Genomic DNA, 25,865 nt, shown 5'->3' on the forward strand with positions numbered 1-25,865 from the left:
CTCATGAATATTCCAGAGTCCGACTTCATCGCCGTGCGCGGCGTGCGACTGCATGCGAGGCGCTGGGGCAATCCGGACGCCCCGACGCTGTTCATGCTGCACGGCTGGATGGACGTGGCGGCATCGTTCCAGTTCGTCGTGGATGCACTGGGCGGCAACTGGCAGGTGATCGCGCCGGATGCGCGCGGTTTCGGGCTGTCGGACTGGCCGGTGGCCGAGCGGGGCGGTGGTAGCTACTGGTTTCAGGACTATCTCTCGGACCTCGACGCACTGCTTGACCACTACGCGCCGACCGGCGAAGTGAACCTGGTGGGGCACAGCATGGGCGCGAACGTGGTCTGTCTTTATGCCGGGGCGCGTCCGGAGCGGGTTCGCCGGGTGGTGGACCTGGAGGGCTTCGGCCTTGCCGCCGCGAAACCGAGCCAGTCGCCCAGGCGTTTGCGTAGCTGGCTCGACGAATTGCGCGAGCCGCCGCAGTTGAGGCGTTACGCGTCTCTCGACGAAGTCGCTGCGCGGCTGACGAAGACCAACCCGCGTCTCGCCCCACAGCGCGCGCGTTTTCTCGCCGGGCACTGGTCGAAGCCGGACGGCGAGGGCGGTTTCATGCTGCTCGCTGACCCCGCGCATAAGCTGCGTAGCCCGCTGCTCTACCGTCTCGATGAAATCATGGCCGTCTGGGCCAATGTGCGCGCCAAAGTGCTGCACGTCGAGGCCGCCGGCTCGCCGACCCTCGCACAGATTGCCGGCGAGGTGCCGCTCGACGAATTCAAGGCGCGGTTCAGCGCGTTTCCCGACTGGCGCGAGAAAATCATCGAGGATGCGGGCCATATGGTCCATCACGATCAGCCGGAGCAGGTGGCAGCGCTGATCGAGGCGTTCTGCGCATAAGATTTCTGACAGGTTGAGCTTTCCGCAAGGTCTTGGGCGTCGTCGAATGGTCTGCTCGGGTTACTGCGTTGCAGTAAAATGAGTGCAGAACCTTTTTAAGACACCGATGAACGCCGATCTCCACTGTCACTCCACCGTTTCCGATGGCCAGCTTGCGCCCGCCGATGTCGCGCGTCGCGCGCAGGCTAACGGCGTCACGTTGTGGGCGCTGACCGATCACGACGAACTGGGCGGTCAGGCCGAAGCGCGCCAGACCGCCGAGGAACTCGGCATGCGTTACCTGAGCGGCGTGGAGATTTCGGTCACATGGGCATCACGCACGGTGCACATTGTCGGCCTGAACGTCGATCCGACCTGCCAGGCGCTGATAGACGGCCTTGTGCGCACCCGCGACGGCCGCGCGGCACGTGCCGAAGCGATCGGCGAGTTGCTTGCCACCCTGGGCGTGCCGAATGCCTACGAAGGCGCACTGAAGTACGTGTCCAACCCCGACATGATTTCGCGCACTCACTTCGCGCGCTTCATGGTGGAGAACGGTTACGCCGAATCGACCCAGGACGTGTTCACTCGCTATCTGGGCGACGGCAAGCCGGCATACATCGCCCATCGCTGGTCGAAGCTGGCTGACGCGGTCCGCTGGATCCAGGTGGCCGGCGGCGAAGCGGTGATTGCGCATCCGGGGCGCTATGAATACACCCAGCTAGAATTCGACGCGTTGTTCGGCGAGTTTATCGATCTCGGCGGCAAGGCGATCGAAGTCGTAACAGGCAGCCATACGCCAGACCAGTATCGCGAGTATGCGGACGTGGCGCGCCGCTTCGGTTTCGAGGCCTCGCGCGGCTCCGATTTTCATGCGGCGGGCGAGGGCCGGGTCGAACTGGGCAGTCTGCCGCCGTTGCCGTCCGATCTGACGCCGGTGTGGGAACGCTGGTTGTGACGGTGCACCGGCGGCACCGGGCTTCGCGGCCGGTTCGCCCCGGATCCCGCTTCTGCTTCGCTTCCACCCGCTCATAACCATGTCCCAATTCTTTCGGCTCCATCCCGATAATCCGCAGCCGCGCCTGATCAAGCAGGCCGCGCAGATCATCAACGACGGCGGTGTGGTCGCCCTGCCGACCGATTCGAGCTATGCGCTTGCCTGCCACCTCGACGACAAGAACGCGGTCGAGCGCCTGCGCCGGATTCGTGGCCTCGACGAGCGTCAATTGCTGTCGTTGCTGGTACGCGACCTGTCCGAACTCGCGAACTTCGCGATGGTCGACAACCGCCAGTTCCGCCTGATCAAGTCAGTGACCCCGGGCCCGTACGTATTCGTGCTCGAAGCCACCAAAGAGGTGCCGCGACGCCTGTCGCATCCGTCGCGCAAGACCATCGGCCTGCGCGTGCCGGATCACGCGATCACGCTGGCGATTCTCGAAGAACTCGGCCAGCCGCTGCTCGGCACGACGTTGATCATGCCGGGCGAAACCCAGCCGCTCAACGACGCCGAAGAAATCCGCGAGCGCCTCGAAAAACAGCTCGACCTCGTGATCGACGGCGGCCCGTGTCCATGCGAGCCGTCGACTATCGTCGATCTGACGGGTCCAGAACCGGTGCTGGTGCGGGCAGGGCGCGGCAGTCTCGCGCCTTTTGGTCTCGAACAGCCGGCATGAGGGCCTCCGTGTTAGCCTGCATGAGCGAAAGCGGACAGACGCACGCAATGGCGTTGTTACAATAGCGGGTTATGGACTCTTCCCTGATACAGACCGTCGCGGTCTATGCGTTGCCCGTGATTTTTGCCATCACGCTTCACGAAGCGGCTCACGGCTACGTGGCGCGTCTCCTCGGCGACAATACCGCCTACGCGCTCGGTCGCGTTTCGTTCAATCCGATGCGTCACATCGACCCGCTCGGCACCATCGCGATTCCGCTGCTGCTCTACTTTGCGACCAGCGGAGCATTCATGTTCGGCTACGCGAAGCCGGTGCCCGTGGCCTTCGGCAATCTGCGCAATCCTCGTTGGGGCAGCCTGTGGGTCGCGTTGGCCGGTCCGATGTGCAATTTCTTGCAGGCGCTGGTCTGGGGCGTGATCGCCGTGGCGCTTGGTGTGGCGGGTGTTCAAGAGCCCTTTTTCACGCGCATGGCCGCCGCAGGCGTTGGCGTCAATCTGGTGCTCGGCGTGATCAATCTGTTTCCCTTGCCGCCGCTCGATGGCGGGCGCGTGCTGACCGCGCTGCTGCCGCCGCGCCAGGCCATTGCGCTGGCGCGCCTCGAGCCGTATGGTTTCTTTATCGTGATGGCGCTGGTGATGACGGGCCTCCTGACCCGCTTCTGGCTGAGCCCGCTCGTTGGTCTCGGCTATGACGCCGTGACCGCCATCCTGACTCCTATCGCTTCGCTCTTTCAATAAAATCATGTTCCCTGACCGTATCTTCTCCGGCATGCGGCCTACCGGCTCCCTGCACCTCGGCCACTATCACGGTGTGCTAAAAAACTGGGTGCGCCTGCAGTCCGAATATCCGTGCTTTTTCTGCGTCGTCGACTGGCACGCGCTCACGACGCACTATGAGACGCCCGAGGTCATCGAAAAGAACGTCTGGGAAGTGCTGATCGACTGGCTGGCTTCCGGCATCGATCCGGCCCAGGCCACGCTGTTCATCCAGAGCAAGGTGCCGGAGCATGCCGAACTGGCGCTGCTGCTCGGTATGAGCACGCCGCTCGGTTGGCTCGAACGCGTGCCGACCTACAAGGAGCAGATGGAGAAGCTGAAGGACAAGGACTTGTCCACCTACGGCTTCCTCGGCTACCCGGTGCTGATGGCGGCGGACATTCTGCTGTATCGCGGTTCGCTCGTGCCGGTCGGCGAGGACCAGGTGCCGCACGTCGAGATGACGCGTGAAATCGCGCGGCGCTTTAACTACCTGTACGGCCGCGAGCCGGGCTTTGAAGAGAAGGCCAACGAGGCGGCGAAGAAGCTGGGCGGCAAGCGCTCGAAGCTCTATCACGAGCTGCGCAACGCCTACCAGCAGGAAGGCGACGACGAAGCGCTCGAACAGGCCCGCGCGATGCTGCAGGAGTCGCAGAGCCTGTCGATGAACGACCGCGAGCGGCTGTTCGGCTACCTCGAAGGCTCGCGCAAGATCATCCTCGTCGAGCCGCAAGCCATGCTGACCGAGGCGTCGCGCATGCCGGGCCTCGATGGTCAGAAGATGTCGAAGTCTTACGGTAATACCATCGGCCTGCGGGAAGATTCGGAAACCATCACGAAGAAAGTTCGCACGATGCCAACCGACCCGGCCCGCGTGCGCCGTACCGATCCGGGCGATCCCGACAAATGCCCGGTGTGGCAGTTGCACCAGGTCTACACAGACGAAACCACCCACGAGTGGGTGCAAAAGGGTTGCCGCTCGGCGGGAATTGGCTGTCTGGATTGCAAGCAGCCGGTGATCGAAGGCATTCTGCGCGAACAGCAGCCGATGCTCGAACGCGCGCAAAAGTACATGGACGATCCGTCGCTGCTGCGTGCGATCGCCGCCGACGGCTGCGACAAGGCCCGCAAGTTCGCGACCGAAACCATGCGCGATGTGCGTGAGGCAATGGGACTCTCGTACAATTGACGTCGCTGGCGCAACGGGTGCGTCCGGCACGAACCGCGCGCAGCGCTTTTTGCAGGCCATGAGCGAATCCGCATCCGCTGCTTCTGCCAACTCTGAGGCTTCTCCGGCCGCCGTCGCAGCTCACGCTTCGCTCGGCGAGCCGTCGCATTGGGTGTGTCACTGGACGCATCTCGTGGCGCCGGGCGGCGCAGTGCTCGATGTGGCCTCGGGAGCAGGTCGGCACGCGCGCTGGTTTGCCGGGCACGGCCATCCGGTGAGCGCGCTCGATCGCGATGCGGCAGCACTCGCCGCCATGCGGGACGAGCCCCGAATTACGACGCACGTGGCCGATCTCGAAGGCGCGCCCTGGCCGCTGCCCGACGATGCGAAATTTGCCGCGGTGGTGGTGACGAACTACCTGTATCGCCCGTTGTTCCCGAACCTGCTGGCGGCGCTCGCGCCGGGCGGCGTACTGATTTACGAGACCTTCGCGCACGGCAACCAGACGGTTGGCAAGCCGTCCAACCCGGCGTTCCTGCTTGCGCCGGGCGAGTTGCTCGACATGGTACGGCCGCGTCTGCGGGTGGTCGCGTTTCAGGACGGTTTTCTTGCGCAGCCGCGTCCGGCGTACGTCCAGCGGATCTGCGCAATTCTGGAGGCGCAGCCGGCTTCCGGCGACACTCAGGCATTACCCCAGCCTTGTTACGAACTGGCTGGCTAATCCGCTACAATCGCGGTTTACTGATTAAATTCATGGCGTTTCATGACCAACGGCATTCAAAGCGGCACCAGTAACGGCCCTCAGATTCGCGGCAGCATTCCGGCCATCATCACCCCGATGCTCGAAGACGGCGGCCTCGACCTGCCGGCGTTCCGCAAACTGATCGACTGGCATATCGAAGAGGGTACGAACGCGCTCGTCGTAGTTGGCACGAGCGGCGAATCGGCTACCTTGTCGGTCGAAGAGCACGTGCTGATGGTCAAGACCGCGGTGGAACACACCGCTGGCCGCATTCCGGTGATCGCCGGCTCCGGTGGCAATTCCACCACTGAGGCGATCGAGCTGACACAGCAGGCCCGTGAAGTCGGCGCGGACGCGACGCTGCAAGTCGTGCCGTACTACAACAAGCCGACCCAGGAAGGTATTTACCGCCATTTCGCCAAGATCGCCGAAACGGTCGATCTGCCGGTGATTCTGTACAACGTGCCGGGTCGCACGGTGGCGGATATGTCTAACGAAACGATCCTGCGCTGCGCGCAGGTGCCGGGCATCGTGGGCGTGAAGGAAGCGACGGGCAATATCGACCGCGCCGCTCACCTGATCAAGTCGGCACCCGCGCACTTTGGCATTTACAGCGGCGACGATCCGACGGCGATCGCGCTGATGTTGCTGGGTGGCCACGGCAATATTTCCGTGACCGCGAACGTAGCACCGCGCGACATGAGCGAGTTGTGCAAGGCCGCTCTGGCAGCCGACGCAAAGACCGCGCGTGAGATTCACCTGAAACTCCTGTCGCTGCACAAGAACCTCTTCATCGAATCGAATCCGATCCCGGCGAAGTGGGCTTTGCAGCAACTGGGGCGCGTGCAAGGCGGAATCCGCCTGCCGCTCACCCCGCTCGATGCGCGCTACCACGAAGTGGTGCGTGCGGCGCTGCGCGAAGCGGGTTTGCTCAGCTGAGTGGTTTCAGCACCGAGCTGCCCGTCACCGGCATTTTTTTAACCGACGTCGATATCGCCCGCGTTCCCGGCATTGAACCAGGCACCGCGTTCCAGCTTCACGAAGGACCTCATGAAACGTTCCGCACTTTCCCTCCACGCAACCCGCATGGCGGCGCTGGCGCTTGCCCTGGTGACGCTCGCCGGCTGTGACACGCTGAACGACTGGTTTGCGTCCGATCGCGTCAACTACAAGGGCGCAGGCACGGCCCCACCGCTCAACGTGCCGAGCGATCTGCAGGCCCAGCAGACCCAGCAGAAGTACGTCGCCCCGCCGGCCAACCTGGCGCTTGGCGGCGCACCGACGCGCGTGGCCACGAGCGCCGGCAATTCGGTCGAAGGCGTACCGAGCGCGCAGGACCCGCTCGGCATGCACATCGAGCGCGACGGCGATCATCGCTGGCTGGTTGTCGACGGCCGGACGCCGGAGCAGTTGTGGCCGCAGATCGAGGATTTCTGGCAGGAAAACGGCTTTGCGCTGAAGAGCGATACGCCGAACACCGGCATCATGTCGACCGACTGGGCCGAGAACCGCGCCAACATCCCGGACGACTGGTTCCGCAAGTCGATCGGCAAGCTGGTCGATTTCGCTTACTCGTCGGGTACCCGCGACAGCTTCCGCACCCTGGTGTCGCACGGCCCGGACGGCGCCACGGATATTTCGATCACGCATAGCGCGATGGAAGAAATGCTGACCGGTCAGGACAAGACGTCGTCGCGCTGGGTGGAGCGTCCGCGCAATCCGGTGCTGGAAGCGCTGTTCCTTGCCAAGCTGATGCAGAAATTCGGCCTGACCGATGCGCAGTCGAAGCAACTGCTGACGGATGCTCGCCCGGCTACCGCACCGGTTACGGTGGACATGACGGCTGGCGGTGCAACCCTCGACCTGCAGGAATCTTTCGACAGCGCGTGGCTGCGTGTGGGCCTTGCGCTTGACCGTACGAACTTCGCCGTGGACAACCGCGATCGCCAGAAGGGCATTTACTACGTGCGCTATTCAGACGCGGCGCAGGAGCTGAAGAAGGAAGGTCTCTTCGGCAAGCTGTTTAGCGGCGGTTCGAACAAGCCTGCACCGGAATTCCTCGTCAACGTGCGGCCGAAGGGCGATGCGCTGACGCAGGTGGCGGTGGTCGACGCCAACGGTCAGGTGGATACCTCGTCGGACGCGCAGCACATTGTTTCGCTGCTGCATGCGCAGCTGAACTAAGACGAACCGTGCGGTTCGCCAGCCTGGGAAGCGGCAGTGAAGGCAATGCCTTGCTGGTGGAAGTGCAAAGCGGCACAACCACCACGCGCGTATTGCTTGACTGCGGCTTCTCGGCAAAAGAACTCGAACGCCGGTTAGCGCGTCTCGGGTTGGGCGTCGAATCTCTCGACGCCATTCTGATTACTCACGAGCATAGCGACCACATCGGCAGCGCCTTGACGCTGGCCCGCAAGTGGTCGATTCCGCTGCACATGAGCTGGGGCACGGCGCGCGCTGTGGGCGCCGACGAGGCTGAGGTCGACCTGCATGTGTTGTGGGGCGACGAGGCTGTTGCGATCGGCGACCTGAGCGTGCTGCCCTATACCGTTCCGCACGATGCCCGCGAACCTTTGCAATATGTCCTGTCGGACGGCGCGAGCCGGCTGGGCGTGCTGACCGACGTCGGCACGTCGACGCCGCACATCAGTGCCGTGCTGAGCGGCTGCGACGCGCTGGTGCTCGAATGCAATCACGACGTGCGCATGCTGGCGGCGAGCCGCTATCCGCAATCGCTGAAGGCGCGTATTGGCGGCAACCATGGCCACCTGAACAACGAAGCGGCGGCAGAAATTCTCGCCTCGCTCGATCGCTCGCGCTTGCGTCATCTGATCGCGGCGCATCTGAGCCAGCAGAACAATACGCCGGCACTCGCGCAAGCTGCTATGGCGGGCGTGCTAGGCGCGGCAGCGGTCGAGGTAGTGGTGGCCTCGCAGGACGACGGCTTCGACTGGCTGAGCCTTTGATTCACCGATTCCGGGCCTGTGCATCGTCGCATACCTGCAAGCCAGAGCGAGCGCCCAAAAGAAAACGCCCATGACGGTCAAAGGTCATGGGCGTTTTTCATGCGACTCGTAAAAACCGAGCTTTACGTCTATTACTGCTGGTTACGGCTTCTGCCTCTCAGGCTTGCGGACCACTCGTCTGGGTCGCGCTTACCGCGCCGCGCCTGGTTGCGCGTGCACGTTACGCTTAATTACGGTTGCCGCCGAAGATACCCAGCAGCGCCAGCAGATTCACAAAAACGTTATACAGGTCCAGATAAATTGCCAGCGTAGCGGTGATGTAGTTCGTCTCGCCGCCGCGCACAACGCGCTGGATGTCGAACAGCATGTAGGCCGAGAAGATCACGATGGCCATGACCGATACGGTCAGCATGAGCGCTGTCAGGTGCAGAAACATGTTGGCGACCATCGCCAGCAGCAGCACGATCACACCCACGAACAGCCACTTGCCAAGACCCGAAAAGTCACGCTTGCTGACCGTGGCGACAGTTGCCATTGCTGCGAAGATCACACCCGTGCCACCAAACGCGAGCATGATCAGCGACGGGCCGTTCGAGAAGCCGAGGATGAAGCTCAGCATGCGCGAAAGCATCAGGCCCATGAAGAACGTGAAGCCGAGCAGCACGAATACGCCGGCTGCGCTGTCTTTGGTGCGCTGGATGGCGAACATGAAGCCGAAAGCAATGGCGAAGAACGCCAGCATGCTCATGGCCGGGCTAGTGGCCGCGAACAGCGAGAAACCGGTGACGACGCCAACGTACGCCCCCAGCACCGTCGGCACCATGGACAGCGCCAGCAGCCAGTAGACGTTGCGTAGCACGCGGTTGCGGGATTCAGCCGTGGCGACAGCGCCGTTGCGGCCGAAACTATAGGGATGTTCGTTCATGGTTTCTCCTTGCGTCAGGCGCATTAACTCGCCGTGGTTTTGCAGCGCCGGCCAGCAAGTTTGCGGCCGGTCGCTTGATCTGTACAACCCTAAGATTAGCGCCGTGGCAGGGAGTTTCAATAGCCCGCGCGGTCCTCTTAAGATAAATACCGACTCCCCGTTGGAGTCTTTCAATGCCGTAAGGGTTCAATCGCAATCATACATGGGAACATGCTACAATAGCGGATTCATTTGAATCTGTAACCTCTTAATTTTCTGGAGTTTTTATGGCGATCGAACGCACCCTGTCGATTATCAAGCCGGACGCAGTGGCAAAGAACGTGATCGGGCAGATCTACAGCCGTTTCGAAAACGCTGGACTGAAGATCATCGCTTCGCGCATGGTCCATCTGTCGCGTGCTGATGCAGAGAAGTTCTACGCTGTGCACGCTGCACGTCCGTTCTTCAAGGACCTCGTTGACTTCATGATTTCGGGCCCGGTGGTCGTGCAGGCGCTCGAAGGCGAAAACGCTATTCTGAAGCATCGCGACCTGATGGGCGCAACGGACCCGAAGAAGGCAGAAAAGGGCACTATCCGCGCTGACTTCGCTGACAGCATCGACGCGAACGCCGTGCACGGTTCGGATGCTCCGGAAACGGCCAAGGTCGAGATCGCGTTCTTCTTCCCGGAAGTCAACGTTTACTCGCGCTAAGCGCTCCGCGAAGTAGTAAGGTAAAGCAGCAGGAACGGGCGCGAACGGCACATGCGTTCATGCAGCTTGTTGCATGAACGGAAAGTCTCGCACTGAAATGGCAGGATTCGATATGACGAGTAGTCCAACCGTCAACCTTCTCGATCTGGACGCCCAGGGGCTCGTCGCCTATTGCGACAGCCTGGGCGAGAAGCCGTTTCGCGCCAAACAATTGCAGCGCTGGATCCACCAGTACAACGCTGCAGACTTCGACGGCATGACCGATCTCGCGAAGTCGTTGCGCGAAAAGCTCAAAGGTCGTGCCACGATCGCGATGCCCGGCATCGTCAGCGATCACATCTCCAGCGACGGCACACGCAAGTGGCTGGTCGACGTCGGTAACAGCAACGCGGTCGAAACCGTCTACATCCCCGAAGAAACGCGCGGCACGCTGTGCGTGTCGTCGCAGGCCGGGTGCGCGGTCAACTGCCGGTTCTGTTCCACCGGCAAACAAGGTTTCTCACGCAATCTCACCACGGCCGAAATCATCGGCCAGCTCCGCATGGCTGAATTTGCGCTGCGCGCGTCGCGCGGCGCGGCCGGTGGCCGGGCGGTGGGAGGCGACGGCAAGGGCGAGCGGGTCGTCACGAACGTCGTGATGATGGGCATGGGCGAGCCGCTCCTGAATTACGACGCAGTGGTGCCGGCCATGCGCCTGATGCTCGACGACAACGCGTACGGCCTGTCGCGCCGGCGTGTCACGTTGTCCACCTCGGGCGTCGTCCCCATGATGGACCGGCTCGGCGCTGATCTGCCGGTGGCGCTGGCGGTTTCGCTGCATGCGCCTACGGATCCGCTGCGCGACATGCTGGTGCCGCTCAACAAGAAATATCCGCTGCGTGAACTGATGGCCGCCTGTCAGCGCTATCTGAAAGTTGCGCCGCGCGATTTCATTACGTTTGAATACTGCATGCTCGACGGCGTCAACGACAGCGAGGCGCAGGCGCGCGAGCTGCTCGCCGTGACGCGCGACGTGCCGTGCAAATTTAACCTGATTCCGTTCAATCCGTTCCCGGAGTCCGGGCTGCTTCGCTCGAAGCCGGAACAGATCAAGCGGTTTGCGCAAGTGCTGATGGATGCGGGCGTTGTTACCACGATCCGCAAGACGCGCGGTGACGACATCGACGCGGCGTGCGGTCAATTGGCGGGGGCGGTGCAGGATCGCACGCGGCTCGCTGAACGTAGCGGCAAGGCGGCCAGGGTGATCGAGGTCCGCGCAGTGTGAGCACGGCGGCGGGGAGCGCGAATCGCGAAGCTGCGAGTCGCTAAAAAACCCGCTGTGCCGCATGGAATTGAAAAGAAAGTTTGCAGAAGCGATCGGAAGCGGCACATGAGGCCGCACATTTTGTTATAAACGGTCTGCGTAACTGGCCCGAGGCATGCTGCCCGGCGGTTCTCGCACGAGTGAAAAAGAATCGACGCGAAAGGATTTGGGATGAGTGAGCCGCAGCACCCGCACCCGCAGGATACAGGGACCGACACGGGCCATCCGGCGCCGGCAGCCACGCGCGCAGCCGTGGTGCAGCCTGCTGTGCAGACGGGGTTGGACTCGCTGATGGCGGTGGGAGCGCGACTGACGCAGCTCCGCGAATCGAAGAACTGGTCGATCGACGACGTGTCGGCCAGGCTGAAGGTGTCGTCGGCGAAACTGCGCGCGCTTGAGTCGGGCGATATCAGCCAGTTGCCGGATACGACCTTCGCGCTCGGCGTGGTGCGTAGCTACGCCAAGATGCTCGGCGCCGATCCGGCACCTTTCACGCAGGCGTTGCGCCGCGAAAAGGGCGTGCCTGCGCCGGATCTGTCGATGCCCGCGTCTTCGGGGCGCGATCTGCCGCGTGGCCGGGTTTCGCTGTCGCTGGGCGGCAGCAGTGGCGGTCAGAAGCATCGCTCGTGGCTGTGGGGAATCGCAGCGGTGATCGTCGCGGTCATCGCATTGGGCATGTGGCATACGAACGGCGGCGATTCGTCAGCATGGCTGGCGCGCTTGCGGGCCACGGCCAATAGCGCGGCGGGTAACAACGCAAACGGCGCGTCGGGCGCAGTGGCGCAAGGGCAGGCGGCGGGCTCCGAAGCCGTGGCGGACGAGGCGGCACCCGCTGCGTCGGCGCCGGATCAAAACCAGCCGGCAGCAACGGATAACGCAGCGTCGGCCGTGCAGATGCCGACGCCGTTGCCGATGGCTGACGGCGCGAGCTCGGCGGCGCCGGCTGTGGCGACCCCGGCGGCTCCGAAGGCAGCATCACAGGCCCAGGCCGCGACGAAGGCCGCCAGCGCACCGGTGGTAGCGACGACGGCCAACGGCGCGTCCGATGCTGTACAGGCTGCGGCGGGCGAGTCGGTTGTGGCGCTGCGCGTCACCCAGGATAGCTGGTTCAGCGTGCGGCAGAGCGACGGCAAGGAGTTGTTCTCCGGCCTCGTGCACGCAGGCGACAGCAAGGAAATTTCCGGCGTTGGACCTTTCAAGGTCACGGTCGGTAACAAGGCAGGGCTCGATTCGATGACGCTCGACGGTCAACCGGTCGACCCCGCGAAATATGCATCCGCCAAAGGCAATGTGGCGCGCATGACGCTGCCTTGATAAGGTGCGCGCCGCGGCCCTCGTGGCTCGCGGCGCTTTTTCAATTCGTGCGGCGTGCGTGTTGCGTGGCGCATGCGGCGTAAATGGGTTTTTCGATGCACTCCGAAGCTCAATCCCAAAGCAGCAGTCAGATTTCTTCGAACGAGCCGGTGTTCGGCGGTCATGCACCGCGTCGTTCGTCGCACGCGGTCGACGTCCGTTGGGCCGGCAATCTCGTGACGATCGGTGGCGACGCACCGGTGCGCGTCCAGTCGATGACCAACACCGATACCGCGGATGCGATCGGCACGGCCATTCAGGTCAAGGAACTGGCGCAGGCCGGTTCGGAACTGGTACGCATCACGGTCAATACGCCGGAGGCGGCAGCGGCCGTGCCGGCCGTGCGCGATCAGCTCGACCGCATGGGCGTGTCGGTGCCGCTCGTCGGCGACTTTCATTACAACGGTCACCTGCTGCTGCGCGATTACCCCGCGTGTGCGGAGGCGCTGTCGAAGTACCGGATCAATCCGGGCAACGTCGGCCACGGCGCGAAGCGCGACACGCAGTTCGCGCAGATGATCGAAGCTGCCATCCAGTACGACAAGCCGGTGCGTATTGGCGTCAACTGGGGCAGTCTGGATCAGGACCTGCTCGCGAAGATGATGGACGAAAACGCCGCGCGTTCCACTCCGTGGGAAGCGCAGAGCGTGATGTACGAAGCGCTGATCCAGTCGGCGATCGGCTCGGCCGAGCGCGCCGTGGAACTGGGCCTGGCGCGCAACAAGATCATCTTGTCGTGCAAGGTAAGCGGCGTGCAGGATCTGATCGCCGTGTATCGCGAACTCGCGCGCCGTTGCGAATTCGCGCTGCACCTGGGCCTGACCGAAGCCGGCATGGGATCGAAGGGCATCGTGGCGTCGACGGCCGCGCTGTCGGTGCTGCTGCAACAGGGTATCGGCGACACGATCCGTATCTCGCTGACGCCGGAACCGGGTGGCCCGCGTACCGGCGAAGTGATCGTCGGCCAGGAAATCCTGCAGACCATGGGCCTGCGCTCGTTCACGCCGATGGTCATCGCCTGCCCCGGCTGCGGCCGCACCACCAGCACGCTGTTCCAGGAACTCGCCTCGCAGATCCAGACCTATCTGCGTCTGCAGATGCCGGTATGGCGCGACCAGTATCCTGGCGTCGAGAAGATGCACGTCGCGGTGATGGGCTGCATCGTGAATGGCCCGGGCGAGTCGAAGCAGGCCAACATCGGCATCAGCCTGCCGGGCTCGGGTGAGAATCCGGCTGCACCGGTGTTCATCGACGGCGAGAAAGTGAAGACGCTGCGTGGCGAGCACATCGCCGAAGAATTCCAGCAAATCGTGAGCGATTACGTCGAGCGTACTTACGGCCGCGCGACCGCGCTCAACTGAGAAGTATCAAGCGAATACAGATGACTGAACAGAAGAAAAAGCTCGAGAAATTGTCCGGTGTGAAGGGCATGAACGACATCCTCCCGCAGGAAGCAGGGTTGTGGGAGTTTTTCGAAACGACCGTCAAGTCGATGCTCCGTTCTTACGGATACCAGAATATTCGCACACCGATCGTCGAGCATACGCAACTGTTCACGCGCGGTATCGGCGAGGTGACGGACATCGTCGAGAAGGAGATGTACAGCTTTACCGATGCGCTGAACGGTGAAAACCTGACGATGCGTCCGGAAAATACCGCTGCCGTCGTGCGCGCTTCGATTGAACACAACATGCTGTACGACGGTCCAAAGCGCTTGTGGTACGTCGGTCCGATGTTTCGCCACGAGCGTCCGCAGCGCGGCCGTTATCGCCAGTTCCATCAGGTGGGTGTCGAGGCGTTGGGTTTTGCGGGTCCAGATGCCGACGCTGAAATCATCATGATGTGCCAGCGTTTGTGGGATGACCTCGGCCTGACCGGGATTCGCCTCGAAATCAATTCGCTCGGGCTCGCGGAAGAACGCGCGGCACATCGCGTCGAATTGATCGCGTACCTCGAAAAGCACATGGGCGTGCTCGACGAAGAAGCGAAGCGCCGCCTCTACACGAACCCGCTGCGCGTGCTGGATACGAAGAACCCGGCCATGCAGGAAGTCGCGCAGAACGCACCGAAGCTGATCGATTTTCTCGGTGATGCGTCGCGCGCGCATTTCGAAGGACTGCAACGCATCCTGAAGTCGAACAATCTGCCGTTCAAGATCAACCCGCGTCTCGTGCGCGGTCTCGATTACTACAATCTGACCGTGTTCGAATGGGTGACGGACAAGCTTGGTGCGCAGGGCACCGTGGCCGCCGGCGGTCGCTACGATCCGCTGATCGAGCAGCTCGGCGGCAAGCCGACGGCCGCTTGCGGTTGGGCCATGGGCGTCGAGCGCATACTCGAGCTTCTGAAGGAAGAGAACCTCGTGCCGGAGGATGAAGGTTGCGATGTGTATGTGGTCCATCAGGGCGACACGGCGCGCGAGCAGGCCTTCATCATCGCCGAGCGGCTGCGCGACACCGGTCTCGACGTCATCCTGCACTGCAGTGCGGATGGCCAGACGGCGAGCTTCAAATCGCAGATGAAGCGTGCCGATGCAAGCGGCGCGGCCTTCGCAGTGATTCTCGGCGAAGACGAGATCGCCAGCGGCACGGTAGGTGTGAAGCCGCTGCGCAATGCGGGTCAGGACGGTGGTAAGAGCGAGCAACACAACGTGCCGGCCGAAGACTTGACCGAATTTCTAATCAATGCGATGGTTGCATCCGCCGAAGACGGCGACGACTGATTGCGATGTCGTCGGCCATGCGGTTCGACACATACAAGGTAATAAAAGAGAAGGGATCGCCTGGCGATGAGTTACCACGACGAACAAGAATCAATTGAAGGTCTGAAGGCCTGGTGGGCCCAGTGGGGCAATTCCACGACGTGGATCGTGCTGGTGGCGCTGCTTGCGTCCGCTGGCTGGAACGGCTGGAACTACTGGCAGCGGCATCAGGCTGCGGAAGCCGCCGTGCTGTACGACCAGGTGCAACAGGCTGTGACGGCCGGCGACAAGGCCCAGGTGGCCCGCGTGGCCGGCGACATGGAAGACAAGTTCGGCGGCACCGCGTATGCGCAGATGACCGCGCTGGCCGCGGCCAAGGCGCTCTACGCAGCCGGCGACGAAGCCGGTGCGAAGGCGCAGTTGCAATGGACCGTCGACCATGCCAAGGACGACGAATTCAAGCAGATCGCGAAGCTGCGTCTGGCTTCCCTGCTGCTCGACGACAAGGCTTACGACCAGGGTCTGGCGCTGCTCGCCGAACCGCAGTCCGACGCGTTCAAGGGCGTCGTGGCGAATGGCCGTGGCGACCTGCTCGCAGCTCAGGGCAAGCGCGCCGATGCACGTACGGCCTATCAGCTCGCGCTCGATTCGCTGCCGAAGTCCGATACATCCTCGCGCCAGCTGATCCAGTTCAAGCTGGACGCGCTGGGCGGTTGAACGTCGTATGACGCTCAACCAGTCCCATTTGATCAATCTCCCTAAATGCAACGTCAACCGATGAATCTGCTGAAACGCTACGCTGTGCCCGTTGCCTGTGCGATGACCGTGCTCATGATGACGGCTTGCTCATCCACGAAGGACGAGCGCCGCGTGCCGACGCCGCTCACCGAGTTCAAACCCGTGCTGAACGTGCAGCAGGTCTGGAAGGCCAGTGTCGGTAAGGCAGGGCGCTATCTGTTCTCGCCGGTGGCGGTCGGCAACTTCGTGTACGCCGCAGGCGCGAACGGCTCGGTCGCGAAGATCGACGCGCAGACCGGCAAGGATGTCTGGCGTATCAAGATCGGCAGCGACCTGTCGGCAGGTGTCGGCAGCGACGGAACGCTGACTGCGGTCGGCGCGCTCAAGGGCCAGGTGTACGTGCTCGACGAGAACGGCAAGCAGTTGTGGAAGAACACGGCGCCTGGTGAGATCATCTCGCCGCCGCTGGTGGGTAACGGCTTTGTGGTGGTGCGCACGGTGGACGGCCAGATCACGGCGTTCAACGCGCAAACCGGCGAGCAGAAGTGGGTGTACCGCAACCGCGCGGTGCCGCTCAATCTGCGCGTGTCGGCAGGCATGACGTTCGCGGGTGGCCAGGCGGTGCTGGCCGGCTTCCCTGGCGGCACGTTCGCAGCGATCAACGTGCAGACGGGCGATACCTTCTGGGAAACGCCGGTGTCCTATCCGAAGGGCGTGACGGAAGTCGAGCGGATCAATGACGTGACCGGGCCGCCCACGCTGGTCGACGCGCAAACCTGTGCCGTGACGTTCCAGGGGCAGGTTGGCTGTTTCGACGCGAACTCGGGCCGTCCGTTGTGGGAAAAGGCGTTCTCGAGCACGAGCGGTATTGCGCAGGACGAATCGACGGTGGTCGGTGCAGACGACTGGTCGGTCGTCAACGCGTTCGACGCGACGAGCGGCAAGCAGTTGTGGACCAACGACAAGCTGAAGAACCGCGAACTGAGTGTGCCGTTCCTGCTGGGCCACGCCGCGGTGATGGGCGATTACCAGGGTTTCGTGCATTTCCTCTCGCGTGACGACGGTACGCTCGTCGCACGGATGCCGACCGATGGCACAGCGATTACCGCCGCGCCGGTGCTGGCGGGCGAAACGCTCGTCGTCCAGACGCACGACGGCGACATCTACGGCTTCCGTCCGCGCTAAACGCGGCGAGAGGCTTACGCGGTACCGCGCGCAGGCCGGCTTAGCCGGCCGCGCGCGTTTTTAGTTGTATCCTGGGCGGTGCACGTCACCGTCCGCTTCGTGGGTTTGCGGCGGCATAGGCTTGCCGCGGGTGCGAAAGCGGAGCCGTCCGCAACACCTGGAACCCGGCGGCGCTGCGGCGCCGCCCATATAGCCAGCCCGACGTCCGCCTGGACGGGCATATTTGCCGCACGTCCGGGGCCGGCCGAATTCGTGATAATTTGCGTCAAACGCAGCCGCGACGCGGCCGCATGGCGTCGCGCGCGGGGTGATCGATCCCGGCCTCGCGTTTCACCGTGAACAACATCTGATGAAACCCGTAATTGCCCTTGTGGGGCGCCCCAATGTGGGGAAATCCACGCTATTCAACCGTCTCACGCGCTCGCGTGATGCGCTCGTTGCCGACCTGCCGGGTCTCACACGCGATCGCCACTACGGCGAAGGCCGCACCGGCGAGCGCCCGTACCTCGTGGTGGACACCGGCGGTTTCGAACCGGTCGCCAAAGACGGCATCCTCCATGAGATGGCGCGCCAGACCCGTCAGGCAGTTGAAGAATCGGACATCGTCGTGTTCATTGTTGACGGCCGCAATGGTCTCGCGCCACAGGACAAGTCGATTGCCGACTATTTGCGCAAGGTTGGCCGGCCGATTTTCCTCGTCGTCAACAAGGCCGAGGGGATGAAGTACAGCGCGGTCGCCGCGGACTTCTACGAGCTCGGGCTCGGCGATCCGCGCGCCATTTCGGCGGCGCACGGCGACGGCGTGACCGAGATGATCAACGATGCGCTGGAAGTCGCATACGCGGGTCAACCGGAAGAGAGCGACGAGGAAAAGGCTGCGCGCGGCATCAAGATCGCCATCGTGGGCCGCCCGAACGTCGGCAAGTCGACGCTGATCAACGCGCTCGTCGGCGAGGAGCGCGTGATTGCGTTCGACATGCCCGGCACCACGCGCGATTCGATCTACGTGGATTTCGAGCGTCAGGGCAAGCCCTACACGCTGATCGACACCGCTGGCCTGCGCCGTCGCGGCAAGGTGTTCGAAGCCATCGAGAAGTTCTCTGTGGTGAAGACGCTGCAGTCCATCTCGGACGCGAACGTCGTGATCCTGCTGCTCGACGCCCGTCAGGACATCTCCGACCAGGATGCGCACATTGCCGGTTTCGTGGTGGAGCAGGGCCGCGCGCTAGTTGTTGGCGTAAACAAATGGGATGGTCTCGACTCGCATGTGCGCGAGCGCACCAAAGCGGATCTGGAGCGCAAACTAAAATTTCTCGACTTTGCGAAATTTCACTTTATTTCAGCGGCCGAAAAGTCGGGGATTGGGCCGTTGATGCGCTCGGTTGACGACGCCTATGCGGCGGCCATGTCCAAGCTGCCGACACCGAAATTGACGCGCGCACTGATCGACGCAGTCGAATTCCAGCAGCCGCGCCGGCGGGGTCCGGTTCGTCCGAAGCTGCGTTATGCGCACCAGGGAGGCCAAAACCCGCCAATTATCGTGATTCACGGCAATGCGCTCGACGCGATCACGGAAACGTATAAACGCTACCTCGAAAATCGCTTCAGGGAAACTTTCGGGCTGACTGGGACTCCATTGCGCATAGAGTTCAGATCGTCGACGAACCCTTACGCGGACAAAGGCTGAAACCCGCGTGTGTGTTGGGTTTGGCCGGATGGCCAGGTCACTCGCGCAAAAACGAAAATCGGCTATAGTGTAGCGGTTGACGGCGGATTTCTTTTTCTTCGTCGTCAATTTAGTCAACCTGCAAAAAAATACGGAGTTTGCTATGAGCAACAAAGGGCAATTGTTACAAGACCCGTTTTTGAACGCACTGCGTAAAGAGCATGTGCCGGTGTCGATCTATCTGGTCAACGGCATCAAGCTTCAAGGGAACATCGAATCGTTCGACCAGTACGTCGTGTTGCTCCGGAATACGGTTACCCAGATGGTCTACAAGCACGCCATTTCCACTGTCGTGCCTGCCCGCCCGGTAAATTTCCACCCGGATTCCGAACAGTCCTAACCTCTCGTCGCGGCCGGCGTAGTGTCGCCCGTTGGCGATCTCTCCCGGCCGCTTCATTTTGATACCCTCCAATTTGACCAACGCAGCGCTTGTCGGCATCGACTTCGGTAAGATCGATTTCGAAGCCAGTCTCGAAGAACTCAGCCTGCTCGCGCAAAGCGCGGGCGCGACTCCCCTCGTTACCCTCACCGGACGCCGCTCCAGTCCCGATGCCAAAATGTTTGTCGGCAGCGGCAAGGCGGAAGAACTGCGTCTTGCGTGCGAGGCGAACGACATTGAACTCGTCATCTTCAATCACGCGCTTGCGCCGGCCCAGCAACGTAATCTGGAGCAGGCGCTTAACAGGCGCGTGATCGACCGCACGAGTCTGATTCTCGATATTTTTGCGCAGCGCGCCCGCAGCCATGAAGGCAAGCTGCAGGTCGAGCTCGCACAATTGCAGTACCTGTCCACGCGGCTGATCCGCGCATGGACCCACCTGGAGCGGCAAAAAGGCGGTATCGGTTTGCGCGGTCCGGGTGAAACGCAGCTTGAAACCGACCGCCGGCTGATCGGCGAGCGCATCAAGGCGTTGAAGACGCGGCTCGAAAAACTGCGCCGCCAGCACGGCACGCAGCGGCGCGCGCGCGAGCGCAACCGCACGATGTCGGTGTCGCTGGTCGGTTATACGAACGCGGGCAAGTCCACGCTGTTCAATGCGCTCACGAAGGCGCAGGCGTATGCGGCGGACCAGTTGTTCGCCACGCTCGACACGACCTCGCGGCGCGTCTATCTCGGCGACGAGGTGGGGCAGGTGGTGGTGTCCGATACGGTCGGCTTTATCCGCGAGTTGCCTCACCAGCTGGTGGCAGCGTTTCGCGCCACGCTGGAAGAAACGATTCACGCCGATCTGCTGCTGCACGTCGTGGATGCATCGAGCGCCGTGCGCCTCGACCAGATCGATCAGGTCAACGAGGTGTTGCACGAAATCGGTGCCGACACAATCCGCCAGGTGCTGGTGTTCAACAAGATCGACGCCGTGCCCGAGCTGGCGGCCCGAGGCGACACGGTTGAGCGGGATGAGTATGGTAATATTTCGCGCGTCTTTTTGAGCGCGCGCACCGGGCAGGGACTGGAGACACTGCGCGCTGCCATCGCCGAAATCGCGGCTGCCGACACTCTTCCCGACGTGCAGCATGCAGAGCCAAACGCGCCACAAGCGCCGGAAGAAGGCTGGCCTGCAGAATCACGTGACGACCGCAAGGTCCCCGAACTCGGGCACTGACCCGTTCCAAATTGCACTGACCCGCTGTCTACTCTGGTGAACGAACACAGGTGAACGATTACAACGTGCGGAGTATCTGGCTGCGCCTGCGCGCCACTCTTTCGATGAACGATCCGCGCTGGGGCCGGGGTGACGGCAATGGCGACCGGCAACGTCCGAACGACCCGAAGCGTCCGCAGAACGGCAAGGATGGCGATGGTCCGCCCGATCTCGACGAGATGTGGCGCGATTTCAATCGCCGCCTGAGCAGCATGTTCGGCCGCAAGGGTACGGGTGGCGGCGCAGGCCGCCCTGACAATGGGCGCGGTGCGCGTATCGGTGTAGGTATCGTCATCGGCGTGCTGATCGCCATTTATCTCGGCAGCGGTGTGTTCGTGGTGCAGGACGGCCAGGCCGGCGTCGTAACCCAGTTCGGCAAGTATCGCTATACCGCGGCGCCGGGCGTGCACTGGCGTCTGCCGTATCCGTTCGAAGCGCACGAGCTCGTCAATGTCGGCGACGTGCGTTCGGTGGAGATTGGCCGCAACAATATCGTGCGTATGGCGAACGTCAAGGACGCCGCGATGCTCACGCATGACGCAGACATCGTCGATGTGCGTTTTGCCGTGCAGTACCAGGTGCGTAGCGCGACGGACTATCTGTTCCGCAGTGTCGACCCCGACCAGAGCGTGACGCTCGCCGCGCAGGCGGCCGTGCGCAGCATTGTCGGCGCGCGCAGCACCGACGATATCCTCTATCAGGATCGCGAAGCAATTCGCCAGCAACTCACCGATGCGATCCAGCATTCCCTGGACGAATCGCAGACCGGTCTCGTCGTGACCGGTGTGACGATTCAAGGTGTGCAGGCGCCTGAGCAGGTGCAGGCCGCATTCGACGACGCAGTGAAAGCGCATCAGGACCGCGAACGCGCCAGGGCTGATGCTCAGGCGTATGCCAACGACCTGTTGCCGCATGCGCAGGCTGACGCGGCGCGCCTCGTCGACCAGGCCAAGACCTACAGCGACCAGGTGGTGGCGCAGGCGCAAGGCGATGCCGAGCGCTTCAAGCAGGTCTACGAGCAGTATTCAAAAGCGCCGGCGGTGATCCGTGAGCGCATGTACCTGGATACCATGCAGCATATCTATTCGAATTCGACGAAGGTATTTGTCGACAGCAAAGCCGGTAACAACGTGATGTACCTGCCGCTCGACAAGCTGGTCGAGGCCACCCGTCAGCATGCTGCCGATGCTGCTGCGGCGAGCGCTGCTTCCGGCAGCTCGGCCGGTTCCGCCGTCGGCCTGAACCAGGGTGCGCAAAGTACTCAGGGAGCCCAGGGCACGCAGGATAGCCAGGCCGCGAGCAATACCCCCGCACCTGCCGCAGCGGCCTCGGCCTCGGCGGCCGCGGCCGCGAGCCCGGCCAGCGAGGCCGACGCTGCCAGCGATCCGCTGCGCTCGCGCGACGCGTTCCGCAGCCGCGGCCGCGAAGACGACATCCAATGAGGCGCGCGAACATGAATCGAATCATTGCGCTCATCGTCGTTGTCGTCCTTCTGCTGTTTGCGGCATCGTCGACGGTATTCGTGGTCGATCAGCGTCATATGGCGGTGCTGTCCGGACGCGGTGACGCGACTCCCGAGCTGCTCGGCCCGGGGCTGCATGCAAAGCTGCCGCCCCCGCTGCAAACACTGATGTTGGTGGACAGCCGGATCCAGACGCTCGATACGCCGGATGAAGACCGCTTCGTCACGTCTGACAAAACCGACTTGCTGGTCGACTCCGTGATCAAGTATCGCGTGACCGACCCGCTCAAGCTGTTCGACCAGACCAAGGGCGACGAACAGACGTTGCCGGACCGGCTCGCCTTGTTGTCGCGCAGTGCGCTCGGCGATGCGTTTGCAAAGGTTACGCTGTCCGACGCCCTCGCCAAACAGCAGGCGCTTGCGGACGACGCGCGTGGCGCCATGTCCGCCGCGGCGGCGTCGCTAGGCGTGGAAGTGATCGACGTCCAGTTGGCCCGGATCGATTTCCCGGCTGCGATGGCTGACTCAGTCTACAAGCGCATGAGCGCCGCGCGCGAGCAGGCGGCCAGTGCAGAGCGCGCCAAGGGCGTGGCCGAGGCCGATCAGATCAAGGCCGACGCGGCCAACCGGCAGCAGGCGCTGCTCGCGGACGCGTATCTGCAGGCGCAGACGATCAAGGGCGAGGGTGACGGCAAGGCCGCCTCCATCGCCGCCGACGCATATGGCCGCGATCCCCAGTTCTACCAGTTCTACCAGAGCATGCTGGCTTACCGGAACACCTTCAAGCCGAACGACGTGATTGTGGTCGATTCGAGCAGCGAGTTTTTCCGCTTCATGCGTAGCCCGGACGGTGAAATGTCACCGGACGCCGCCGCGGCAGCGCGCAAACACTGATTACTGGAGCGCCGCGGCACACGTATCGCGGCACCGCCACTCGCATGGATATAGCCGGCTCGTTATTGCTTGCGATCGCATTGATGCTGATCATCGAGGGGATGTTCCCCTTCGTTTTTCCGAGCGCCTGGCGCGACACGTTCCGTAAAATGTCGGAACGCCCGCCGCAGCAGATCCGCATTGGCGGACTGATTGTGATGGCGCTGGGGCTGATACTGCTATTTATCGTCACCTGAAGGCGCAAGCGGTTCGGGTTGCGATTTGGCGCGGGGCGCGCGTCGCCTGCCGGCGCTGCCGCCACCGCATGCATGTACGCATGCCCCGGCTGGCCATTCACTCTCAATTACCGGCGCGGCGAGGCGCCGTGTTCACCGTCGTAGGACTGTATCGATGTCGACCTGGTTACTTCCCGAGAATATCGCCGACGTGCTGCCGTCGGAAGCCCGCAAGATCGAAGAGTTGCGGCGTCATCTGCTGGACCGTTTTCGAGTTTACGGCTACGAGATGGTCATGCCGCCGCTGCTCGAGTACCTCGAGTCGCTGCTGACGGGCGGGGGCCACGACCTCAATCTGCGCACTTTCAAGCTGGTCGACCAGTTGTCGGGCCGCACGCTGGGCCTGCGCGCCGACATGACGCCGCAGGTGGCGCGCATCGACGCGCACCTGCTGAACCGTCAGGGCGTGACGCGCCTGTGTTATGCCGGCAACGTTCTGCACACGCGTCCGCGTGGCCTGCATGCCACGCGCGAACAGATCCAGATCGGCGCGGAAATCTACGGCCACGCCGGGCTCGAAGCAGACCTTGAAATCCAGCAGTTGATGCTCGACGCGCTGCGTCTGGCGGGTCTCGCGAAGGTTCGTCTGGACCTGTGCCATGCGGGCGTGCTGGCGGCCCTGATCGACGCCGAACCGGCTGCGCAGGCTTTGGGTGAATCGCTCTATGAAGCGCTCGCCGGCAAGGACGTGCCGCGTCTGGCGGAATTGACGACTGAACTTACGCCGGTAGTTCGCGATGCGCTGCGTGCGTTGCCGTCACTCTATGGCGACGCATCCGTGCTGGAGGAAGCGCGCGAGCGTCTGCCTGGCACACCGGAAATTGCCCGCGCACTCGACGATCTCGCGTTCCTCGCCAGCCAGGTCGAGGGTGCGGAAGTGATGATCGATCTCGCTGACCTGCGTGGCTATGCGTACCACAGCGGCGTGATGTTTTCGGCCTACGTGGACGGCGTGCCGAACGCGGTCGCGCGTGGTGGCCGTTACGACCACGTCGGCCAGGCATATGGCCGGGCCCGCGCAGCGACCGGTTTTTCGCTCGACCTGCGTGAAGTGGCGCGTATTTCGCCGGTCGAAGCGCGCAGCAGCGCGATCCTCGCGCCGTGGCAGCACGACGACGCCCTGCGCGCCAGCGTGGCCGCATTGCGCGATGCGGGCGAAGTGGTGATCCAGGCGCTGCCGGGTCACGATCACGCGCTCGATGAATTTGCCTGCGACCGCGTGTTGGTCGAGCGCAACGGCGCATGGGTCGTCGAACCCCACGCGTGAGCGGCGAAACCTGAGCGGCAAAACGTTCGCCAGAACGAACGCAAAGAGATCGATGCGGTGAGCCGCCGCATCACTTCGATATACCTAAGATAACGTCCATACCGTTGAGCGGAAACGGAAAAATTCGGAAGCTTCCGCGAACATAGGTAGAATACGTTTTTAACCAGCATACGAAACAACATGTCTGCCAGCGCTGCGAATGTGAACCCCGGACGTAACGTCGTCGTCGTGGGAACCCAATGGGGTGATGAAGGCAAGGGCAAGATCGTCGACTGGCTGACGGACCACGCTCAAGGCGTCGTTCGCTTCCAGGGCGGTCACAATGCCGGTCACACGCTTATCATCGGCGGCAAGAAAACCATCTTGCGTCTGATTCCGTCGGGCATCATGCATCCCGGCGTGGCGTGCTACATCGGCAATGGCGTCGTGTTGTCGCCGGAAGCGCTGTTCAAGGAAATTGGCGAGCTCGAATCCGCCGGCGTGGATGTGCAAAAGCGCCTCTTCATTTCCGAAGCCACCACCCTCATCCTGCCGTATCACGTTGCCATCGACCAGGGCCGCGAAAAGCGCCGTGGCGCGGCCAAGATCGGCACCACCGGCCGTGGCATCGGCCCGGCTTACGAAGACAAGGTGGCGCGCCGCGGCTTGCGCGTGCAAGACCTGTTCGATCCGGAAAGCTTCGCCGAACGTCTGCGTGAAAATCTCGATTACCACAACTTCGTGTTGACGAAATACCTGGGCGTCGATGCGGTCGACTTCCAGCAAACGCTCGATACGATGCTGAGCTACGCCGACCGTCTGAAGCCGATGGTCACGGACGTATCGCGTCGCCTCTACGACGAAAACGCCAAGGGCAACAACCTGCTGTTCGAAGGCGCACAAGGCACGCTGCTCGACATCGACCACGGCACGTATCCGTTCGTCACCTCGAGCAACTGCGTGGCCGGTGCGGCTGCCGCGGGCGCGGGTGTCGGTCCGCAAAAGCTGAACTACATGCTCGGCATCACCAAGGCGTATTGCACGCGTGTCGGTTCGGGCCCGTTCCCGAGCGAACTGTACGATGCGGATAACGTCGATCGTCAGGACCAGATCGGTCTGACGCTGGCTACGGTTGGCAAGGAGTTCGGCTCGGTCACCGGCCGTCCGCGCCGCACTGGCTGGCTCGACGCCGCCGCGCTGCGCCGCTCGATCCAGATCAACGGCATCTCGGGCCTGTGCATCACCAAGCTCGACGTGCTCGATGGCCTCGACGAAGTGAAGCTGTGTGTCGGCTACAAGGTCGACGGCAAGGACTGCGATATCCTGCCGCGCGGTTCGACGGAAGTGGCGCGTTGCGTGCCGGTGTACGAGACTTTCGGCGGCTGGAAGGAAAGCACGGTCGGCATCAAGGAATGGGACAAGCTGCCTGCCAACGCGCGTGCTTATCTGACACGTGTGCAGGAAGTGGCTGGCGTGCCGATCGACATGGTTTCAACTGGCCCGGATCGTGACGAGACGATTCTGCTTCGTCATCCGTTCAAGGTTTAACTC

At 62.8% G+C, this 25,865-nt stretch carries 25 protein-coding genes; 24 read left to right on the forward strand and 1 reads right to left on the reverse strand.

Features of this window, described 5'->3' with window-relative positions; translation table 11 throughout:
- Positions 1 to 3 precede the first annotated feature (3 nt).
- From BUS06_RS10315 to BUS06_RS10355, 9 genes are all read left to right on the forward strand, one after another.
- Positions 4 to 888 carry an alpha/beta fold hydrolase gene (locus BUS06_RS10315; protein WP_074266015.1) on the forward strand — a complete coding sequence of 295 codons (885 nt, stop codon included), beginning with the start codon at positions 4 to 6 and terminating at the stop codon, positions 886 to 888.
- Between the two features lie 106 nt (positions 889 to 994).
- Positions 995 to 1,825, forward strand: a complete 831-nt coding sequence (locus tag BUS06_RS10320; RefSeq protein ID WP_074264177.1) for a 3',5'-nucleoside bisphosphate phosphatase — start codon at positions 995 to 997, stop codon at positions 1,823 to 1,825.
- Between the two features lie 79 nt (positions 1,826 to 1,904).
- A complete protein-coding gene (locus BUS06_RS10325; protein WP_074264178.1) occupies positions 1,905 to 2,540 on the forward strand; it encodes an L-threonylcarbamoyladenylate synthase in 636 nt (211 codons plus the stop codon).
- Between the two features lie 71 nt (positions 2,541 to 2,611).
- The gene (locus tag BUS06_RS10330; RefSeq protein ID WP_074264179.1) at positions 2,612 to 3,277 is read left to right on the forward strand and encodes a site-2 protease family protein; all 666 of its coding nucleotides are present in this window, start codon (positions 2,612 to 2,614) and stop codon (positions 3,275 to 3,277) included.
- A 4-nt stretch (positions 3,278 to 3,281) separates the two neighbouring features.
- Positions 3,282 to 4,484, forward strand: a complete 1,203-nt coding sequence (locus BUS06_RS10335; protein ID WP_074264180.1) for a tryptophan--tRNA ligase — start codon at positions 3,282 to 3,284, stop codon at positions 4,482 to 4,484.
- A gap of 58 nt (positions 4,485 to 4,542) precedes the next feature.
- Entirely contained in the window at positions 4,543 to 5,184 is a 642-nt protein-coding gene (locus BUS06_RS10340) for a class I SAM-dependent methyltransferase (RefSeq protein WP_074264181.1), read from the forward strand.
- Between the two features lie 42 nt (positions 5,185 to 5,226).
- Entirely contained in the window at positions 5,227 to 6,144 is a 918-nt protein-coding gene (dapA, locus tag BUS06_RS10345) for a 4-hydroxy-tetrahydrodipicolinate synthase (protein ID WP_074264182.1), read from the forward strand.
- Between the two features lie 111 nt (positions 6,145 to 6,255).
- Positions 6,256 to 7,389 carry an outer membrane protein assembly factor BamC gene (gene bamC, locus BUS06_RS10350; RefSeq protein ID WP_074264183.1) on the forward strand — a complete coding sequence of 378 codons (1,134 nt, stop codon included), beginning with the start codon at positions 6,256 to 6,258 and terminating at the stop codon, positions 7,387 to 7,389.
- Positions 7,390 to 7,397: 8 nt separating this feature from the next.
- The gene (locus BUS06_RS10355; RefSeq protein ID WP_074264184.1) at positions 7,398 to 8,171 is read left to right on the forward strand and encodes an MBL fold metallo-hydrolase; all 774 of its coding nucleotides are present in this window, start codon (positions 7,398 to 7,400) and stop codon (positions 8,169 to 8,171) included.
- 226 nt (positions 8,172 to 8,397) lie between these two features.
- On the opposite strand, the gene BUS06_RS10360 is transcribed toward BUS06_RS10355, so the two are convergent.
- Entirely contained in the window at positions 8,398 to 9,096 is a 699-nt protein-coding gene (locus BUS06_RS10360; RefSeq protein ID WP_074264185.1) for a Bax inhibitor-1/YccA family protein, read from the reverse strand.
- Between the two features lie 266 nt (positions 9,097 to 9,362).
- Between BUS06_RS10360 and ndk the strand changes: the two genes are divergently transcribed.
- From ndk to BUS06_RS10435, 15 genes are all read left to right on the forward strand, one after another.
- A complete protein-coding gene (gene ndk, locus BUS06_RS10365; RefSeq protein WP_074264186.1) occupies positions 9,363 to 9,788 on the forward strand; it encodes a nucleoside-diphosphate kinase in 426 nt (141 codons plus the stop codon).
- 112 nt (positions 9,789 to 9,900) lie between these two features.
- The gene (gene rlmN / locus BUS06_RS10370) at positions 9,901 to 11,052 is read left to right on the forward strand and encodes a dual-specificity RNA methyltransferase RlmN (protein WP_074266016.1); all 1,152 of its coding nucleotides are present in this window, start codon (positions 9,901 to 9,903) and stop codon (positions 11,050 to 11,052) included.
- 210 nt (positions 11,053 to 11,262) lie between these two features.
- Positions 11,263 to 12,405, forward strand: coding sequence for a helix-turn-helix domain-containing protein (locus BUS06_RS10375; RefSeq protein WP_074264187.1), 1,143 nt, complete (start codon positions 11,263 to 11,265; stop codon positions 12,403 to 12,405).
- A gap of 83 nt (positions 12,406 to 12,488) precedes the next feature.
- Positions 12,489 to 13,805 carry a flavodoxin-dependent (E)-4-hydroxy-3-methylbut-2-enyl-diphosphate synthase gene (ispG, locus tag BUS06_RS10380; protein ID WP_074264188.1) on the forward strand — a complete coding sequence of 439 codons (1,317 nt, stop codon included), beginning with the start codon at positions 12,489 to 12,491 and terminating at the stop codon, positions 13,803 to 13,805.
- A 20-nt stretch (positions 13,806 to 13,825) separates the two neighbouring features.
- Positions 13,826 to 15,166, forward strand: a complete 1,341-nt coding sequence (hisS, locus tag BUS06_RS10385) for a histidine--tRNA ligase (protein ID WP_074264189.1) — start codon at positions 13,826 to 13,828, stop codon at positions 15,164 to 15,166.
- A 66-nt stretch (positions 15,167 to 15,232) separates the two neighbouring features.
- Positions 15,233 to 15,862, forward strand: a complete 630-nt coding sequence (locus BUS06_RS10390) for a tetratricopeptide repeat protein (RefSeq protein WP_074264190.1) — start codon at positions 15,233 to 15,235, stop codon at positions 15,860 to 15,862.
- Positions 15,863 to 15,922: 60 nt separating this feature from the next.
- A complete protein-coding gene (gene bamB / locus BUS06_RS10395) occupies positions 15,923 to 17,068 on the forward strand; it encodes an outer membrane protein assembly factor BamB (protein ID WP_074264191.1) in 1,146 nt (381 codons plus the stop codon).
- 349 nt (positions 17,069 to 17,417) lie between these two features.
- The gene (gene der, locus BUS06_RS10400) at positions 17,418 to 18,755 is read left to right on the forward strand and encodes a ribosome biogenesis GTPase Der (protein WP_074266017.1); all 1,338 of its coding nucleotides are present in this window, start codon (positions 17,418 to 17,420) and stop codon (positions 18,753 to 18,755) included.
- Positions 18,756 to 18,897: 142 nt separating this feature from the next.
- Positions 18,898 to 19,134: an RNA chaperone Hfq gene (gene hfq, locus BUS06_RS10405; protein ID WP_006051315.1), complete on the forward strand. Its 237-nt coding sequence runs from the start codon at positions 18,898 to 18,900 to the stop codon at positions 19,132 to 19,134.
- Positions 19,135 to 19,165: 31 nt separating this feature from the next.
- On the forward strand, positions 19,166 to 20,398 hold the full coding sequence (gene hflX, locus BUS06_RS10410; RefSeq protein ID WP_254368816.1) for a GTPase HflX: 1,233 nt from the start codon (positions 19,166 to 19,168) through the stop codon (positions 20,396 to 20,398).
- A gap of 50 nt (positions 20,399 to 20,448) precedes the next feature.
- A complete protein-coding gene (hflK, locus tag BUS06_RS10415) occupies positions 20,449 to 21,879 on the forward strand; it encodes an FtsH protease activity modulator HflK (protein WP_074264193.1) in 1,431 nt (476 codons plus the stop codon).
- A gap of 11 nt (positions 21,880 to 21,890) precedes the next feature.
- Entirely contained in the window at positions 21,891 to 22,793 is a 903-nt protein-coding gene (hflC, locus tag BUS06_RS10420; protein WP_074264194.1) for a protease modulator HflC, read from the forward strand.
- A 44-nt stretch (positions 22,794 to 22,837) separates the two neighbouring features.
- Positions 22,838 to 23,029 carry a DUF2065 domain-containing protein gene (locus BUS06_RS10425; RefSeq protein ID WP_074264195.1) on the forward strand — a complete coding sequence of 64 codons (192 nt, stop codon included), beginning with the start codon at positions 22,838 to 22,840 and terminating at the stop codon, positions 23,027 to 23,029.
- 154 nt (positions 23,030 to 23,183) lie between these two features.
- Positions 23,184 to 24,335, forward strand: a complete 1,152-nt coding sequence (locus BUS06_RS10430; protein WP_074264196.1) for an ATP phosphoribosyltransferase regulatory subunit — start codon at positions 23,184 to 23,186, stop codon at positions 24,333 to 24,335.
- A gap of 180 nt (positions 24,336 to 24,515) precedes the next feature.
- Positions 24,516 to 25,862, forward strand: coding sequence for an adenylosuccinate synthase (locus BUS06_RS10435; protein ID WP_074264197.1), 1,347 nt, complete (start codon positions 24,516 to 24,518; stop codon positions 25,860 to 25,862).
- The last annotated feature ends 3 nt before the right edge of the window (positions 25,863 to 25,865 follow it).

This window comes from Paraburkholderia phenazinium (assembly GCF_900141745.1).
Lineage (GTDB): Bacteria > Pseudomonadota > Gammaproteobacteria > Burkholderiales > Burkholderiaceae > Paraburkholderia > Paraburkholderia phenazinium_B.